General features: G+C 39.8%; 18 protein-coding genes. All 18 read right to left on the bottom strand.

Annotation, left to right across the window (positions count from 1 at the left end):
• Positions 1–32: 32 nt before the first annotated feature.
• Complete coding sequence (locus EQG49_RS06380; protein WP_133363187.1) at positions 33–1,391, bottom strand: FAD-dependent oxidoreductase; 1,359 nt, start codon at positions 1,389–1,391, stop codon at positions 33–35.
• A 66-nt stretch (positions 1,392–1,457) separates the two neighbouring features.
• The gene (locus tag EQG49_RS06385; protein ID WP_133363188.1) at positions 1,458–2,204 is read right to left on the bottom strand and encodes a hypothetical protein; all 747 of its coding nucleotides are present in this window, start codon (positions 2,202–2,204) and stop codon (positions 1,458–1,460) included.
• Between the two features lie 15 nt (positions 2,205–2,219).
• Entirely contained in the window at positions 2,220–2,792 is a 573-nt protein-coding gene (locus EQG49_RS06390) for a hypothetical protein (protein ID WP_133363189.1), read from the bottom strand.
• 72 nt (positions 2,793–2,864) lie between these two features.
• Positions 2,865–4,229, bottom strand: coding sequence for a glycosyltransferase family 2 protein (locus EQG49_RS06395; RefSeq protein WP_133363190.1), 1,365 nt, complete (start codon positions 4,227–4,229; stop codon positions 2,865–2,867).
• On the bottom strand, positions 4,226–5,287 hold the full coding sequence (locus EQG49_RS06400) for a WxLIP family cell surface protein (RefSeq protein WP_133363191.1): 1,062 nt from the start codon (positions 5,285–5,287) through the stop codon (positions 4,226–4,228). The genes EQG49_RS06395 and EQG49_RS06400 overlap by 4 nt, the downstream gene beginning before the upstream one ends.
• Before the next feature lie 68 nt (positions 5,288–5,355).
• A complete protein-coding gene (locus tag EQG49_RS06405) occupies positions 5,356–5,952 on the bottom strand; it encodes a WxL domain-containing protein (RefSeq protein ID WP_133363192.1) in 597 nt (198 codons plus the stop codon).
• Positions 5,953–6,028: 76 nt separating this feature from the next.
• The gene (locus EQG49_RS06410; RefSeq protein ID WP_133363193.1) at positions 6,029–6,472 is read right to left on the bottom strand and encodes a hypothetical protein; all 444 of its coding nucleotides are present in this window, start codon (positions 6,470–6,472) and stop codon (positions 6,029–6,031) included.
• A complete protein-coding gene (locus EQG49_RS13685) occupies positions 6,438–6,578 on the bottom strand; it encodes a hypothetical protein (protein ID WP_165964807.1) in 141 nt (46 codons plus the stop codon). The genes EQG49_RS06410 and EQG49_RS13685 overlap by 35 nt, the downstream gene beginning before the upstream one ends.
• 44 nt (positions 6,579–6,622) lie before the next feature.
• Entirely contained in the window at positions 6,623–7,099 is a 477-nt protein-coding gene (locus EQG49_RS06415; protein WP_165964808.1) for a matrixin family metalloprotease, read from the bottom strand.
• Between the two features lie 911 nt (positions 7,100–8,010).
• A complete protein-coding gene (locus tag EQG49_RS06420; RefSeq protein ID WP_133363195.1) occupies positions 8,011–8,913 on the bottom strand; it encodes a HAMP domain-containing protein in 903 nt (300 codons plus the stop codon).
• A 74-nt stretch (positions 8,914–8,987) separates the two neighbouring features.
• Positions 8,988–9,632, bottom strand: a complete 645-nt coding sequence (locus EQG49_RS06425) for a hypothetical protein (protein WP_133363196.1) — start codon at positions 9,630–9,632, stop codon at positions 8,988–8,990.
• Between the two features lie 107 nt (positions 9,633–9,739).
• Positions 9,740–11,086, bottom strand: coding sequence for a hypothetical protein (locus tag EQG49_RS06430; RefSeq protein ID WP_133363197.1), 1,347 nt, complete (start codon positions 11,084–11,086; stop codon positions 9,740–9,742).
• Positions 11,087–11,308: 222 nt separating this feature from the next.
• Positions 11,309–11,515: a hypothetical protein gene (locus tag EQG49_RS06435; RefSeq protein ID WP_133363198.1), complete on the bottom strand. Its 207-nt coding sequence runs from the start codon at positions 11,513–11,515 to the stop codon at positions 11,309–11,311.
• Positions 11,516–11,672: 157 nt separating this feature from the next.
• The gene (locus EQG49_RS06440) at positions 11,673–12,605 is read right to left on the bottom strand and encodes a Ppx/GppA phosphatase family protein (protein WP_133363199.1); all 933 of its coding nucleotides are present in this window, start codon (positions 12,603–12,605) and stop codon (positions 11,673–11,675) included.
• Between the two features lie 309 nt (positions 12,606–12,914).
• Positions 12,915–13,208: a hypothetical protein gene (locus tag EQG49_RS06445; protein ID WP_165964809.1), complete on the bottom strand. Its 294-nt coding sequence runs from the start codon at positions 13,206–13,208 to the stop codon at positions 12,915–12,917.
• A gap of 277 nt (positions 13,209–13,485) precedes the next feature.
• Complete coding sequence (locus EQG49_RS06450; RefSeq protein WP_133363201.1) at positions 13,486–14,442, bottom strand: ABC transporter permease; 957 nt, start codon at positions 14,440–14,442, stop codon at positions 13,486–13,488.
• Positions 14,442–15,626 (bottom strand): ABC transporter permease, encoded by a 1,185-nt coding sequence (locus tag EQG49_RS06455; RefSeq protein WP_133363202.1) that lies wholly within the window; start codon positions 15,624–15,626, stop codon positions 14,442–14,444. The genes EQG49_RS06450 and EQG49_RS06455 overlap by 1 nt, the downstream gene beginning before the upstream one ends.
• A complete protein-coding gene (locus EQG49_RS06460) occupies positions 15,626–17,176 on the bottom strand; it encodes an ABC transporter ATP-binding protein (protein WP_133363203.1) in 1,551 nt (516 codons plus the stop codon). The genes EQG49_RS06455 and EQG49_RS06460 overlap by 1 nt, the downstream gene beginning before the upstream one ends.
• Positions 17,177–17,296: the final 120 nt, after the last annotated feature.

A 17,296-nucleotide genomic window follows, 5' to 3' on the forward strand; every position in this document is an offset into this window, starting at 1 on the left:
ATCAGCTAAATGCCTAAACATTTTTCAGCTATTTATTTTTGGCTATAACCTTCGATTTTGTCTAACGCTTGTAAGGCAAGTTCACTAAGCCAGCTATATGGCAAACTGAAATGCGGTTCAAATGATAAATCACCAAATGCTAATTCAGATAGCTTCATTTTGTTATTAACGCCCATTGACATCATGTCGACAACATCGTGTAAATTGCTATCACTGAATAACTGTAGCCCTAAAATTTCAGTAGTCTGTGGATTGAAAATTAGTTTACTTTCAACAAAACCCGCATCATGCATGAATGGTGGTAACAATGCTGTTGCATACCGAATCGAATCGGCTGGAATGTTTGCAGCAATCGCTTCTTCTTCCGTTGCACCGGTCCGGTATAAGAAGCGATCCCCTAGATTCAATGTGTATGTCGCTTGTGAACCGGGGTTCTTATACAATGGTCCCATCACATTGGCACCGGCTAACAAACCTTGTGAAATTGCGGCCGCGGCGTGATTGATTTGGCCGTATTGTTCAACTGGGGTAAAGAACGTGCCGACAGCATCACCAATTGCCAAAATATTTTCGTCTGATGTGTACATGTAATCATCAACGATTATTTCGCCTTTGGCACCAATCTGTGCAATTTTATTTAGTAGACTTGAGTTTGGACGCACACCGACACTCACAACAACGTGCTCAGTAAGGAAAGTTTCACCATCCTGCGTTGTTATTTCTAATTCATCGTCGTTTTCGTTAATTCGTTCAATCACTTCATTTAAGTAAACTCGGACGCCCAAAGCTTCAAAGTATTCTTGAATCTTTTGTGCAAAATCCGCATCTACGTAACTGTTAGCTAGGTGTCCTCGTGCTTGCACGATATCAACCTTAAAGCCTTGGCGAATCAAAACCCGTGCCGTTTCAAGTCCAATCATACCGCCGCCTAAAATTGTGACACGTTTCTTGCCGGTCATCTTTTCAGCTAATCCCAAAACGTCATTCGCTGATTTGAGAAGTGAAACACGGTCACTGTCAATCCCGGAAATCGATGGAATTTTAGGGTACGAACCAGTTCCCACAATTAACTTATCGTAGCTTTCAACAATTTGTTCACCCGTCACGAGATTACGCGCATGAACCGTTTTGTTTGCTGCGTCAATCTTCATTACATTTGTATTCAAATGCGCCGTTACATCGAGCGCTGCATAGTCCTCGGCGAAAAAGTACTCAGTTTCGGTTGGTGAACTGATTTCATCATTCAAAAACATATGGGCACCCGCCCCGATATAAGATAAGTGTTCGCTCCGCCGATCAAACACCGTAATCTCCATCTTAGGATAACGGGTTAATATCCGCCGCATTGCAGCTAAGCCTGCGTGTGAACTACCAATAATAATTGTTTTCATAACAATGCTCCCTTACCTCTTTATTATTTCTAATTCTTGTTTTAGTGGTAACCCTTTTGTGGGTAATTATGATCGACTCAACAAACTTATAATTCGGTTACCCTGATTTTTTTCTTCTGTGTGTTCAAAATCTAACGTCCGCATAAAAATTTCTTCACGTTGGAACAATGAGATTTTTTCGGTCTTATATACAGTGCTCAAACTATTATCCATCCGCATCATTTCGATACCACCTTCGATATCAAAAACTTGTTGCCGCCTTAGATAAACTAAAATTTGTGAGCAGAGATTAGGACTTAACACATCACGTGGAATATCAGTTCCTTCAACTTCGATATCTTTCAAATATTTAATGATTTTTGCTTGGACTTTTAGAATCTCATTAACCCGATTGTGATACTTTCCATCCAACACGTTGTGAGCAAGAAAAATCAGGACATTTTTAAAGATGTAACGCAGCAGTAAGAATGCTGCCGCAGTAACGCTTAACATAATTACGGTTAAAAATTCCATTTCACTTGTTAGGTTAAAATTGTCACCACTGCCTGCCGCAGCTAAGTACATGATTACTACTGTGAATAAGCCAACCATTAATGAACCAATTAACATTGTGGTATTAATCAATCCACGTTCAATCTTGTCTTGTTCTTGGAAATACTTTTTTCGTTGTCGAACCGCTTTTTCTAATTCTTTTAACAACGCGACAATTTTGGTCATCTTTTCAATGTCTGACGCTTGCTCTTCGTTGTCATTCACGCCGCCACCACTCCCTCCGGAAAAACTTGCTAATTTTTTCAGAATTTTTATAAACATTTGTAAGCACTCCTACTAGTAATCTTCAGCACCGGCCCATTCAATTTTTTCATCCCATGAATATGACTCAACATTGTTTTCATTGAATAATTCTTCAATTTCGTACTGATCAATATTGTCTTCTTCATGAATCGTGACGAATTTTAGTGCCTGGCGCTCTTCTGGTCGACCAAAACGACTGGCAACTTGTTCTTCAACAAGTTCGAGCTTGCTATTCACTCGGTTATAGTCAATTTTTGATTCCTTATCTAAATCGCGTTTACCTTTGATTTTGTTGTAGATATTTAAACCTAGTAATATCACCGCAATGACCGCTGCTGAAAGGGAAAAGCCCGACACCCCTTGGGTGAAATACGCATAGCCTTCACGATAGTTCCACAGTGGCCGACTTGCCCAGCCCCAGCGATACAATACCAACCAGATAGTCATTACGAATGGGACTAATACCGAAAGATTAAGCAGTAACGTGCTTAGCGTTTGCAAAATCTTGGGCACTAATTTACCTTCATCGAAATAATCATCAGTCACATTTGCACGTTCAAATTTTTTCTGTTTTTCAGATATTTTTTTATAACTAACTTCTTGCATCTTTGTCTCCTTAAATTGCCTAGCCAAGGCTATTTGCAACCATTTCCATGTAACACATGTTGGCACCTTTGTTTACACGGTTTGCTCTTCTTCAGTGGCTTCGGCGTTAACTTTGTCTTTATTCATTCGCTCTGGACTAACCCACGTACCACTTCCACCGGTAATTACGGCGCGGACAGCATCAGGAGTCGCAATCAAGATTGTGTATGGATTAACCATCCACATAATGACCACATACCAACTTGCGAACAACATATACTTCAAACTGTCGATACCGTGATTTATCAGTAGGGCAATTGTTAATTGGAGATAGCCAACAATGAATTCAAACATCACGAAGATGCCACTCATTACGAAGAAATGTAGCACGCGTTCCCAATTACCGGTAATTACGAGATAACCAACATAGAAAACTGAAATGGTCATACTAATCCAAAAGAAGTACGCCCATAAAATCGATACCATTTGATCAAAGAAGATAAAGATAAATGGGAATGTTTTGAACGGGTGTCGTAACACGGTTAGTGCATAAGTTAGGAAAACTTCAATCCCACCCTGTGCCCAACGCTTACGTTGGCGGACTAATTCCTTCCCAGTTTCTGGCACTTCAATGTATGACCGTACATTTGGATCATAGTGTACGCGCCAACCTTTGAGCTGCATGTTCCAGGCAATTGCAATATCTTCGGTGGCTTTACCTTGGTCAAAGTAACCAACATCGTTAAGCGCTGATTTACGGTATAGTGTATTCGCACCACTAACCGCAAACATGCGCCCAATGACCGTTTGTGCTTGTTTGATTAACCCAACGATTGAATTAAATTCAATAAATTGGCTTTTAGCCACAATCGTTGAACGGTTAACGGGCGTTGGGTTCCCTGTTACTGCGCCAATTTCATCAGCCTTGGCAAGTTCAGAGTCAACTACCATCCACGCTGCCATTCGCTTCAACGTATCACCGGTGATGAACGTGTCCGCATCATTTGAGAGCAAAAACTCACCCTTGGCGTGCATTGCCCCAACCGTTAGCGCATGGGCCTTACCCTTATTTTTTTCAACTGTGACAATTCGTAACCGTTCATGCTTGTTAGCTAACTGCACTAAGACTTCGGCGGTTGAATCGGTACTTCCATCGTTGATAACTAAAATTTCATAGTTACTGTATTCCAACGTATCCAACAAGTAATGGAGAGTTCCTTCAATCGTTGCTTCTTCGTTGTGCGCTGCAATCAGAATTGAGATAAATGGTTCCTCAAAGTCATCATTCCAAACAGGTCGCTTTTTACGTGCCCAAAAGACATAAAATGAACCACCCAAAATCCAAAAACTACCACCAACGACTGGGTAAAATACGAAAGCAAACAAAACAACATAAATCAACGTATTAAAGTTTAATGCGTGGCTAAGCTGGTTAATAAAATCTGGTAACATCGTCATTCTCTTTTTCTTTCTTTTTTCTTCCGTAATAAAATAATCAACATACCAATGACGCTAGCCAACAGAATTACCACTAGTGCGATTAATGCTTTAAGCCACCATGGCCAACCATGCGTGGCAACTGAACGTTTGTTTAAATCATTTGCTTTGGCTTCTTGAATAACAAAATCTTTAGTGAAATTCCACTTATACGTAAAGTGTTGCCCGCTGGTGTCGATGTATTTACCATCCTTGGCCGGTAATCCATACGCAATTACGTGTGCTGTATAATCACCAGCGACAAATTTGTCAGTCCCTAACCGAATCGGAAACGCCATCGTCGTATTTGGTGCCATCTGCATGTCCGTACTTTTGGTACTATAGATGACTTTTTGCGCACCAAGTTTAGTCACTTTTGATTCAATTGTTAGATGATTGAGAAAACCCGGTTGATTATTCCGTAAACTAAGGGTTAAAGCATTGTGTCGATTCAACTGCGTTACTCCAACATCTGCCAACGCTAAGTTTGGTGCAATAATTTTTTGTGATTGGCGCATCAACAAGATCACCGTATATGTAAACTCATTAATCACGGTCATCCCACTCGTGGAAGCTGGTGCATCGTTAACTTGTTTAAAAACAATCCCGCCCGCCATTACACCGCGCAATTCTCCTTTTGGCATTTGCACGGTCACTGGAACAATCACGCTCCCACTCGCCGCAATTGTGACTTGCTTGGGGGTCTTCACATAATTTTGCAGACTGTACTGCATCGACTTATCCGGGCTTTGCTTTTTAGTAGCATATTCGACGGTGCCGTTCATGTTCGTGGTTGCTGTATTGGTGCTTACCGCGACTTTCACGCGCTTAGCTGTCGTGTTAACTAGCTTAATTTGTAATGTTTGTTGTTGACCCGCATTCATTAGCAAATTGTAATAGCTTTGTTCGTTATCAATTTGATTTGTAGGAATTGCCATCTGCACGGAAAAGTCCAAGCCACTAGCACTTATAACCTTGGCAACACTCAAGAAAACCGCCATCATAGCTACGATAATTAACAATATTTTGCGTACTTTCAATGCACCCACCTCGGAATTCACAAAAAGTCACTAGCTTTTTAAGCCTAGTGACTGAATTAACTTATAGATTACTTCAAACTATCTAATGCACCTTGAGTTAGATTCCAAGTTAGCTTGGTCGTGTGTGTCCCCGTCGTTTGGGCGGCGTTAGCTGGGATATTCAAGTTAATATCATCAGCTGGCACACTAACGTGATATTCACCAGTTTGCTTGTTATCGGTATTAGGAACCAACACTGAAGCATCACCGGTAGTTGCTAATTGCGCAATTGCACTAGTTTTACTTGCAGCTACCTTTTCAAGGGTTTCAGTCCCAACAATCCCGCTTGCAATTGAGATATCAGCGCCTTGAACCAATTGGCCACTCTGACTTAAAGTCAAAGTCCAACCTTCTTCTGAGCCAGTTAAATCAGTAACAGTTGCACTCAAAGGTTCCTTAGCAGCTAACTTGTGTGCATCTAGTGAAATCGCATTGTCCGCACCAAAATCAATTGATGAAACACCGTTCAATGTCAAGTTCCCACCTCTAAATCCAACACTTGCAGTTACTGGTGTTTCGGGGTTAATTTGCTGTGATAAATCTTCAGTCGCTGCAAAAGCGCCCGTAGCAGGGAAAATTAATAACGCAAGTAACGCCATCATTCCAGTTACGATAATTTTCTTCATAATATTTCTCCAATACTTGTTTAGTAATTTAGGTATTTATCAGTAAGTTATTCTACTTCTACGAAATGCTTGCGAATTATACTTCAGGTTTAAGATTCTTGACCGTCTCCTCGTAATTCTTAGTAGCTTTTTCTTGGCTTTGGCGAATTTTAATCAACAATTCGCGCACCTTATCTTGCGTTTGCTTAGCATGCGTCAAATCATAAAAGTATCCTTCAACCAACTTCTTGGCGTTTGCATCGACTTTATCATTCGTAAACGCAATTAAGCGCAATGGATTAACTTCATGCAATTCCAAATCATCATCGTAATAACCGTAGATAACCGCTTCGCGAATCTTATCGCTACGTTCCGCGTATAACGCGATTTGACCAGATTCATCAAAGTTGCCTAATGCAATCTCATTGACATCCAAAACTACGATGTCAGTCGTTTTAATCTTAGCTATCTCGCTTGCACTATTGAGCTTGACACCAATTAATAAATTACTCTTTACTTGTTTGCTTACTTCTTTTGCCATTGTGTTGTTCTTCTTTCTTTAGATACATGGTGCCTAAACCCCACAGTACCAATGTCACTAACAACAACGCCCAGCCCGCAATTGTAGTATCCGTAAATTTATTCAATATTTTATCGTCCCCTATAATATTTAATTCAACCGTACTAATGTTCATTCGTGATAGATAAACTTAACGGCATTAACATTAGCCGTTGTTATTGGATATAATCGATCAACCCATGTGGTAGCATGCATCACACTTTTCGCATTCGAATCGTGCTTTAGTCCCAATGCATGCCCTAATTCATGGACGTCTGCAGTAATATACGCATTCTTACGACCACCCAATTCATGGACCCGTTTCGGATACATCGTAATATTATCTTTCACAATTACCCCAGTGTCAGCGTTTGCGGATAACAACGTGATACCACCAATTTGAGAATCAGTTTTACTGAAACCTTTACTAAAATGAACTTTTACTACACCATGCGTCTTAACTTCAGTAAAGTGCACAGCCTTCGTCTTATTCCACTTCTTAATCGCCAAGTTAAAATATTGCCGTTGTGCTTTTGATCCACCACTATATTGAACCGTGACACGCTTAATCTGTGGAACATGGTATATTACCCCGTCCTGTTCTAACACCGGTGAATGTCCTCCAGCAGCATCAACAGGAACTGCAACGCCCATTGTGAGGACTGTTATTCCTACTATTAATAATTGTTTACACTCGCTTAAATTCATTTACATTACACAACTAATTATTGGTCAGTCACGCTTATCCTCCTTCACACAGAAAATCATTCAAAAAGCAATTGGATATTTACCATTAATAATGAATAAAAATCCAATTTTATTCATTTAATTAGTTTCTCACTAATTAAAAACACTTATGTACGTAGCTATCATTTTTCCGAAACTAGCCCTGAGTTTCAATCGAATTCTAATAATAAGTCATAGTTAAGAATTATGCAACAGGTTAATTCACACAAAAATCACACAAAAATCACACAAATAACACCGGACGCTTATGCTTTTTTAATTTTTTTGAGATACTGGACGTTTATAATAACCAGATAATTATGCAACGATGTTTGTTTGTTGGGTAGATTAACTAACTTGAAAAAATAACTTATACTAAAATTTATGATTAATTATGCATTTTTTTACAAAAGCCTTATACAGCAAGCTACACAGATTAGGTACACTTAACATCCACGTAATTATTCACTTTTATTATCTATAATTCATGGAATTAACCGGTTAATTTTCCCCCTACTAACAAACATCAACCCAATATAGTAAAAAAGTTTTAAAATAAATTTTTTATTTACGTAATTTCTCACACAATTCCTATCAAATCAGCGTTAATGGTACCTTTCACAAAATAAAAAAACACTGTGAACTACCCAATAACCATGAGTGAATCCGTATATCAAATGGTTGCTACCCGTTGTCAAAGAATCACTTTATGCAATTTACGCAAAAAAATGGTTTCACACCGCAGATTATGCGTTGTAAAACCATTTAGTAACGAGGGATTAGCTACCCTCAAATTAATTTTGATTTACATTCTTGGCAATAGACTCACCTGTTACCTTTAATTCATCAATCAGCGCTCGCATATCATTAACACCTGGTTGTTCCATCTTTTTAATAATTGCCGTATTTTGATTCAAAAGCGTGTTAACTTCAAGACTGACTTCTAACGCTTTACGTTTCATGAATTCATTACGGTCATTATTAGCCTGTTCATTCTTTTGCAGATTTCCCGCCATCGTATTAATGTCAGTGGCAAGTTTACCAATCTCATCATGTTGCTTGACTGGTAATTCTACGTCATACTCACCATGTGCAATTCTGTGTGTTGCCCGTTGAATTCGATGTAGTCGTAAAATTATATATTGCACCAGTAAGAAGCTTAATAATACACCGATGATTATCGCAATCCAAAATGCCGCAAATAAATTGTTGTGCATTTGCATTTTTATCGTCTGTACATAACTCACTGACTCAGTTAGGGCTACCACTGCCACTAACTTGCCCTTCATCACATACGGTTTATAAACCGTCACTGCATTAGTCTTACCATTGGCATGATACACCGTCTTTTTAGTAGCATTCAATTTTTGCCAATCAGCATGGCTAACCTTAATCTTTTGCTGACTATTGTACACTAATTCATTATTTTGTTTATAGACCGTAAAATTAATTGCTTGTGTCTGCATTATCTTGGCATTTTGCTTTAAGCTTTGCTGATCAAATGCGACCATTTTTTTTGTTCTTGGATTATATAACATCGCATCCGACATCAATCCATTAGCATATTTTTCTAGCCTAATGTAACTATCCTTATAGACGGCCTTGGCGGAAAATTGCCCAAACAACATGCCCGCAGTCACCAGCACGGTAAGTATTACTAATATGAACGCTAATATCTGCTGATAAATAAGTTTCATTAGTTTTTTCTCCAGTGTTTTCAAAATTCAATTTATTGACGCCTATTTCATCGTTCCATTTTCACATGGCATAACTAATTCAAAAATTCATTTTCAATATTTTGATTAATTTGGTCTTGCGCTAAACTACCTATCCCGATATCATGCAAAATTTGCTGTTCGCGTTGATATACTGTTCGACTCGATTTCTTACCATCGAATCGCGAAAGGACCGCTAGCAATGGTTGCCCTTCATCTTCAATCATTCTGACTGCTTCTTCAAGGTATGCCGTAGTAACCATATTCTCAGGTAAGAATTTGGCCACCACTTCCACGGATACTAGCTTGGCAGCAACTTGCTGTTCAATTTGAAAAATCGTCTGGCTAATAGTTATCACTTTTTGCTTTGCTACTATTTTCCGTACCCCTAATGCATAGCGCTTTAGCAATAAAAAGAAGTTAATTACTATGAAACCAGCCACAATCACGAAAAGGATTACATATACTCGAATTATTTCTTCAAGTGAGTACTCTCCACTGGTGAAAACTTGAAATAATTTTGGTGATAAGAGCCCGAGAATTATCACAGCCAGCACAACTGAAGCGATAAAATTTATTGTATTTCTTTGAACTTTACTGGCAGCCTTTTCCGTCCGAATAACTGTTGTTCGTTGCTTTATCAACCTATCAACTTCCGCTAAACTTTCGGCCGCAATTTTTAAGTTTTGAATTTCATTCATTTTTGAGTCTTTTCTTTTTACGATTTATTTATTCTACTAAATTGTAGCAAAAACGACTTATTTGGCCCTATACTCCCAAAATAAGTCGTTCGTTGCATTTACCACTTCTATCGTAACTTTTTGAAGAACCACAACGCTTCTACACTACCAAGTAATGTTGTAACAACAGTTATCTTAGCCGCTACTTCACCAACTTCATTGCTTGGTGTTGTTGGGATATGGTAATTGTTCCAATAATTAGCGATTTTTACACCGGTCGATTTAACTGGTTGTGTTGCCTTTGTTAAGTGTTTAATTGTAGCAACATGCTTAGTTACCTTAAGCGCCGTAGCTACCGGATTAACAGCTGTTTGCTTTGCAACCTTTGCCGTATTTAATTCTACGCGGGGCACTTTAGCTTTATTAGTCGGTGTCGGTGCTAGGCGTTTAGTGATATCAACCTTAGGTGCTGGCACCGCATTTTTTGTAACATCTGTTGTAGTTTCACCCTTTGTAAGGGTTGCAACTGGAGCTGGTCCATGACCTGCAACGCTATTATCTACTGGACTATTCACCACCGGGCCTTCATTTTTGGTGTTAGTAGCTAGCACCGGAGTTTGTGGTACTGGATTTTCATCAGTTAACTGATTTTGACCAACCGGTTGCACATCATCATTAGCAACTGGTTCCGTATCACTGTGATGCCAGCCATGGATTCGCCCAGAATTAAAAATCATAATATTCCGCAACTGTGGATCATTGACCGTATTAATAATATTTCCGTCAGTCGCAACAAAAACATTAATTAACTTAATCGAGCGTAAATCAGCCCACCCATCAAAATCTAACGGTTCGTCGGTAATCATATTTGCAAACACAATGTTTTTAGTTGTATTTTTTAAACTTTGATAACCCGCCAAATCAAAATAATGATTAGCACGGTTAGCCGTTGCTCCATTAATTGTAATGTTACCGTCAGCGATATATTGTTTTAAACCCGTAATCTTGTCGTCGGTTAAATCTTTGAATTGGCGATTAGCGTAACTCATCGCTAACGTGTTTAACATGTCCGTTGAAAACGTGTTAGCTAAATCAGCTTTATCATTATTTGGTACTACGACCTCGTTTTCAACCGGTGTCGCTACCGCCGGGGTTTCCGGTATTGTCGTAGCGTTGGTCGTAGTTTCAGCTTTTGTTGTCGCAGTCGCTGGTTGAACTGGTACTACATCTGCTGTCTGTTTATCGCTGGTTGTTTGATTAGTTGGTACCTCATCAGCCGCAACGGCACTATCAACCGTTGATGTGCTAGTAGCGTTGGCATCTACGTTAGGCGCAGCTTCATCTGACGTGCTACTAGTTTGACTGCTAATAGCTTCAGTTGCCACTCGTTGATTGGCGCTAGCTTGATTAGGTACAAACAATGGGATTGCCACAATCAACGCAAGTGACATTGACATACTAATTTTTCGCTTCATTATCTACCCAGTCCTTTCACAAATTTACATTCACTTACAAATTTTACATAAATGAGCATTAATTTACACATTATAGCCCATTTCAGGCAGCTTGTAGACAACTTTCTGAAATATATTTCATGCCGTTAACAATCTATCCAACTTGTTCATTTAGCAATTAACACAAATAGACCTGATTCCCCTTATCTGGTAGGAACCAAGTCAGTTAAATATTGTTGCTACTTAATTACGAATTTCGTGCTTTAACTTTTTACTCAGCATTAGTGCAAGCGTAATGACAATACCGTTAGCTGACATTAACGTTGATAGTGCTAACTTAAACTGCATTACGTTATCAAAATAGTTATAGACCATAACATTACTTACAACCACCGTTGTAATCATGAATATTGCTATAAACGCCATTGTTTTAATTTTATCATTGCTCATAAGAATTTCCCCATTTACTTTATATTGGTTTGAAACATCTTATTAGCGTACCGAGAAAACATGTTTTTTTTTCGCTAAAGCTTCGTAATTTTTATGTTCATTGTATGAAAATAACTCGGCGTCCCACACAACCTACCTAAGTAATTAGTACCCAGTATTACATCTCAGTAAAATTTCCCTGTACGTACTCGGCAATCAATCCCTCACGCACGCCACTCTCTGAGAAGATAATTCGATCACTATCTAACATGCTGATCATCATCACCAGTGGCAAAAAGCCACCCACGATAATATCTGCTCGTTCTGCTTCCAAACCAGGAATTTCTAAGCGTTCAGCTAAATCCAGAGCAATCATTTCTCGGAACAAATCCAAGACGCGGTTAGCCGCCATCCGATACCCATGAAAATCTTGAATTCGCGTCATCGCCTGTTGTGTACGATCAATCCGCGCCAACGTCCGATTAGCCCCACCAAGCAAAACAATTGGCAAGTTAAAACCTTGACCAAACCACGCAACGTCTGAATATTGTTTTTGAATAAAGCGGGCAGCATCAAATAGCTTTGCCGCACTAATTACATCGCCCAGCTGGAACTGCTCAGACAAATTAACCGCCCCAAACGGAATACTAATCAAATTGCTTTTTTTACCATCTTTGATTAGCACCAATTCAACCGATGCCCCACCAGTATCCAACAACATCGCATCTTTCACGCTCAATGCTTGTGATGCCCCTAGATAGTCATAATATGCCTCATCGTCACCTGATAGTACTTGCACATCTAAACCAACTTCAGCTTTCACTCGGTCTAAAAATTCTTGTTGATTCGTAGCTTGCCGGACTGCCGCCGTCGTAATGGCACGCACAGTGACATCTTCTAAGTCCACATACATTGCTTTAAATTTAAGCAACGCAGTAATCACCCTATCCATTGCGTATGTCTGTAAGATTTTTTCGGCGCCCATACCCTCAGACATTCGGGTATCATCTTTAACCCGGATGATTTCCGTGTATGTTCCGTCAGCTTTAATATCTTCGACTACCATGCGGGTCGAATTTGAACCTAAATCCATGATTGTTAAATATGCCATTGCTAACCTGCTCTTTCATTTAATTAAGGTGAGATTTTTTCATTAATAGATTAGCACGATTAATTCTAAGTTGTTACTGGCTAACCATGCTAACAAAACTCCCTTAATTATAGCGCATCCGCCAAACTGCAACATACTCCGGTGTATCGTAAATGCTAATCTACCACCCAATTACGTTATTCTAGTTTCATAATCTTTGCGCATCAAAAAGGAGTCGTCTCAAACTTAGCCGACTCCTTTCTTAGCAGCATCAATCACTTAGCGAGATTAACATTGTCTCATTTAATTTGGTCATTTTACTATGCATTCTTAAGCAGCATTATGTCGGTGTTTCAATTCGTTCAGCACCAATAGCATACCTTCATCGTCATCATAGCCTTCCGCAATCTCGTAATACATTTTCAACTTGAAATCATCCCATTTACGGATTGCTTCTGAAAAATCAACAAGCGCTTCTGGTTCTAACACAAACGCACGGTTGTCATTACCACGATTTTCATCGTCATCACTGGCAGCCTTTATTGCACCCGCCCCAAACAATAAGACAAAACCGATTACAATTATCATTACAGTAATTAATATTCCCATTTTTTCACCACTCATTTTTATTTTCGAATTTACGTCTTCGATTGACGGTCGCCTGTTTTATATTAAAGTCATAAAAAAGTCACTAAATTTTCAACATTTTTATATATTAACGTATCTCAATAGTTTTCGCAACTTTATTTATAACTAGTATAAGTTTTACATTATGTTAGTTTGATATTGTTAATTCCACGCTTATTTCTCGCTATTTTTCCATTGCGTAATTTTATCTTTTTATAACCAACGATGTATAAGGATACAAAAAACGGCCACCAATATTGGTAGCCGTTCGTATTTAAACTGATTTAATATAATTAATCCCGTCCGCTTTTGGTCCTTTGACCTTACCAAAGAAGACTGATAAAACAATGACAGTTAAGACATATGGGAAAATCGCCAAATACACTGATGGTACGTTTTTAATGACTGGTAATTGTGCGCCAATCACGGCTAATGACTGTGATAAGCCGAAGAACAATGCTGCACCCATAGCACCAAGTGGATTCCATTGGCCAAAAATCATCGCAGCTAAGGCAATGAACCCTTGGCCGGCAATTGTGGCCGCGCCAAAGTTCAATGCGACTGATTCAGCATAAATTGCCCCGCCAATACCACCTAGAATGCCTGAAAGGAGGACACCACTCATCCGTAACCCGTAGACATTCAAACCTAGCGTATCCGCTGCTTGTGGATTTTCACCAACTGAACGTAAGCGTAAACCATAGCGTGTCTTGTAAAGCAGGAACCATGCTAGCACCGCTACAATCACCGCTACCCAGGCAGGTGCTGATGTATTATGGAAGAAAATATTCCCGATAACTGGAATTTTGTTCAATAATGGCACATCAACGTAACCAAAATTTTGTTGAATCATGTCAGTTTGACCCTTGTTGTAAATCACTTTAATCAAGAACACACCTAGTGCTGGCGTGATCAAATTAATAACCGTACCAGAAATAATGTGGTCCGCCCGTAAGAAAATTGTGGCCACCCCGTGGACTGCAGCCGTTAAAGCACCAACTAGTGCTCCTACTAACAAACCTAACCATGGCGTTGCCGCACCAAATTCCTTGGCAAATGATAAATTAAAGACCACCGATGAAAATGCGCCCATGACCATGATACCTTCAAGACCAACGTTAACAATCCCACCACGTTCAGAGAATGTGCCGCCAATTGCGGTAAAGATAAGTGGTGCCGAGTAAACCATCGTTGTTGAAATCAACAATGCAAAAATTGCTTCAATTGACATTAGGCTTCATCTCCCTTCGTAGGTTTTTTCGATTCCGAACCATCGCTTGTTTCCTGCTCACCATTTACCACTGCTTTATCCGCGCCATTAGCTGTTACTGGCACAAGGAGTGGATTTGGCTTGGTTGTCACTTTTCGGAAACGAGCAATCAACAAACGTACCACGTAGTTAATCCCAACGAAGAAAATAATCGCTGCAATAATAATATCCACTAATTCAGTTGGCACACCGGTAAAGATTGGCATCCCTAAGCCACCGATTTTTAATACTGAAAATAGTGCTGCGCCTCCCACCAAACCAAGGTATGAACCACCACCAAGCAATGCTACCGCCATTCCATCAAACCCAACTCCAGGAACCGCATTTTGGACGAACACGTTTTGATAAGTCCCAAGACCATCAACAACGCCAGCTAAACCAGCCAATCCACCAGAAATCACCATCGCAATTGTGGCAGTCCGACGATCAGAAATCCCAGCATAACGTGCAGCTGAATCATTCAAACCAACTGACGTAATTTCCAAGCCTAATGTGGTTTTCTTCATCACAAACCACACAACAACGACAACAATAATGGCGATAAATAAACCGATATTCAAGCTTGAACCGTTAGTTAAATTAGTCAACCAACTAGCACGCAACGAAGCGTGGTTACTGATTAGTACCGAAGATTCAGTTGTTGCTTTAATGCTCTTTTTAAAAGTATTTTGCACTAATGAATTACCCACATATAAAATGATGTAGTTAAACATAATTGTGGTAATAACTTCACTGGAGCCAAAGCGCGCCCGTAACCAACCAGGGATCATTCCGGCCACCGCACCAAGCGCAATCCCGATAATAATCGTGGTTGGTAACAAGATGAGCTTAGACAACGTTGGAAAACTGAGTGCAAACCACACAGAACCAAACCAGCCTGCCATTGCTTGACCAGATAGTCCAATATTGAAGAACCCGGCCGCTTGAGCAACCATGAACCCGGCCCCAGTCAACAAGAGTGGTGACATTTGGCGTAACACTTCACCAATACTTTGTGGCGTTCCGAATGCTGATTGTAAAAGTGAACCATAACCAGCAATCGGATTAAAACCAGAAACCAACATAATAATGGCTCCAACTAGTAAACCTAAGACCACTGATAAAATAGCCACTAAGCCATTATCTTTACGTGTGACTTCAATCATTAAGCTTGACCTCCTGCTAGTTCTTTACGTGCGGTTTCTAGTGACATCCCCGTCATCAACAGGCCGAGTTCTTGTTTTGTCGTTGCTTTGGCATCAACAATTCCAATAATCTTACCTTGGTTAATTACGGCAATCCGATCAGATACATCTAAAATTTCATCTAATTCAAAACTAACTAATAAGACCGCTTTACGGGCGTCACGTTCATTAATCAAAGCTTTGTGAATATATTCAATCGCACCAACATCTAAACCACGGGTTGGCTGCGCGGCAATCACCAAACTCGCATCACGGTCTAATTCCCGGGCAATCACGGCTTTTTGTTGATTACCACCAGACAACGCACCGGCATTAATCAATTCAGATGATGTCCGTACATCAAATGTTTCAATCAAATCACGAGCATGTTGATTAATTTCTTTGTAATCCAACACCCCATGTTTTGAATGCGGACGTTGATAATAAGTTTGCATTGCCAAATTTTCAGCAAGCGTGAGGTCAACTTGTAACCCAAAGCGTAACCGATCTTCAGGAATGTGGGCCAAGCCTTTTTCAGTGATTTTACGTGGTGGCCGATTAGTAATATCGTCACCCGTCAAAGTAATTTTCCCAGCATCCGTATGCGTCAAGCCAGTCAACGCTTGGACTAATTCAGTTTGGCCATTACCGTCAACCCCGGCAACACCAAGAATTTCACCTTCATGAATTTGAAGTGATAAATCATCAACCATGGCCACGCCACGGCTATCTTTAACTGTGATATGGTCAACATCTAAGATAACTGCTCCTGGAGTAGCCGGTTCCTTTTCAGTCGTAAATGAGACCTTGCGTCCCACCATTTTGTCGGCCAATTCTTGTGATGAAACCCCCGCAACATTGAAAGTTTCAATACTTTCACCAGCACGGATAACCGTCACACGGTCGGCAGCTGCCTTGATTTCATCAAGTTTGTGGGTAATTAAGATAACGGCTTTACCTTCAGCTGCCATCGCTTTCATAATACTTATCAATTCTTGAATTTCTTGTGGCGTTAACACTGCGGTTGGTTCATCAAATATCACAATATCCGCACCACGATAGAGAGTCTTTAATATTTCGACCCGTTGTTGCTGGCCAACTGAAATATCAGCAATTAACGCATTTGGGTCAACTTGTAATTGATACTGGGTTGATAATTTAGTGATTGCTTTGGCAGCATCCTTTAAGTTCAAACGCCCCATTTTAGTTGTTTCGTTCCCTAAAATGATGTTTTCCGTCACTGTGAAGGCATCCACGAGCATAAAGTGTTGGTGCACCATTCCAATTCCCAAACGTGTGGCCGCCGATGGATCCGGAATCGTAACTTTTTCACCGCGAATGAAAATATCACCACTCGTTGGTTGCAATAATCCCGTCAACATATTCATCAACGTTGACTTACCGGCACCATTTTCGCCAAGCAAGGCGTGAATTTCGCCAGCTTTAACATCTAAATTAATGTTCTTATTCGCATAAAAGTTACCAAAAGCTTTGGTAATGTTTTTCATCTCAATAACTGGTCGATCAGTCATTTGCGTGCTCCTTTTTAATTACAAGAATTGAGTTTTGCTAGTTATACATGTTTTAAATTAACTTCTATAACTAACGAAGTGAAAATTTTTATAGTGGACTATTTCCAGCTATGTACACCG

The sequence above is a fragment of the Periweissella cryptocerci genome (genome assembly GCF_004358325.1).
GTDB classification, from domain to species: Bacteria; Bacillota; Bacilli; order Lactobacillales; family Lactobacillaceae; genus Periweissella; species Periweissella cryptocerci.